The sequence below is a fragment of the Oceanisphaera psychrotolerans genome, from assembly GCF_001870485.1.
Taxonomy (GTDB): Bacteria; Pseudomonadota; Gammaproteobacteria; order Enterobacterales; family Aeromonadaceae; genus Oceanimonas; species Oceanimonas psychrotolerans.
Genome location: NZ_MDKE01000061.1, coordinates 1 through 647, shown reverse-complemented (window position 1 = coordinate 647; position 647 = coordinate 1). Strand labels below are relative to the sequence as shown.

Genomic DNA, 647 nt, shown 5'->3' with positions numbered 1-647 from the left:
CGCCTGCTTCTACCGCCGTGGCGGTGTCATTGGCCGCCACCGGGTTATCGTTCTGACCCTGGAGGGTGATGGTCAGGGTGGCACTGTCGCTCAGCTCACCCGCATCGGTGACGGTATAGCTGAAGGTTTCGGTCAGGGTCTGACCGCTGGTGCGCAGGGCCTGCACCGCCGCATTGTTTTCGTCGATGACGTAACTGTAACTACCGTCTTCATGCAGCGTCAGGCTGCCGTACTGGCCGGCCAGCGCCGCGCCGACCGTGCCGCTGGTGTCACCGAGCACTACGCCGGTGACGGTTTTGGTATCACCATCATCCACATCGCTGTCGTTGCTCAGCACGTTGCCGCTGGCATTACTGCCGGCGCTGCCGTTGGCCACCCCGCCCGCTTCGATGGCAATCGCCGTGTCGTTCACCGCCACCGGGTTATCGTTCTGACCCTGGAGGGTGATGGTCAGGGTGGCGCTGTCGCTCAGCTCACCGGCATCGGTGACGGTATAACTGAAGCTCTCGGTCAGGGTCTGGCCGCTGGTGCGCAGGGCCTGTACCGCCGCATTGCTCTCGTCGATCACGTAGGTATATTTTCCGTCAGCATCCAGCGTCAGGCTGCCGTACTGGCCCGCCAGCGCGCTGCCCACGGTGCCGCTGGTG

At 64.0% G+C, this 647-nt stretch carries 1 protein-coding gene; it reads right to left on the bottom strand.

Translation table 11 applies throughout. The features are described 5' to 3' along the window. Positions 1-647 (bottom strand): VCBS domain-containing protein (locus BFR47_RS15050; RefSeq protein WP_139215201.1); only part of this gene is annotated, 647 nt, incomplete at both ends.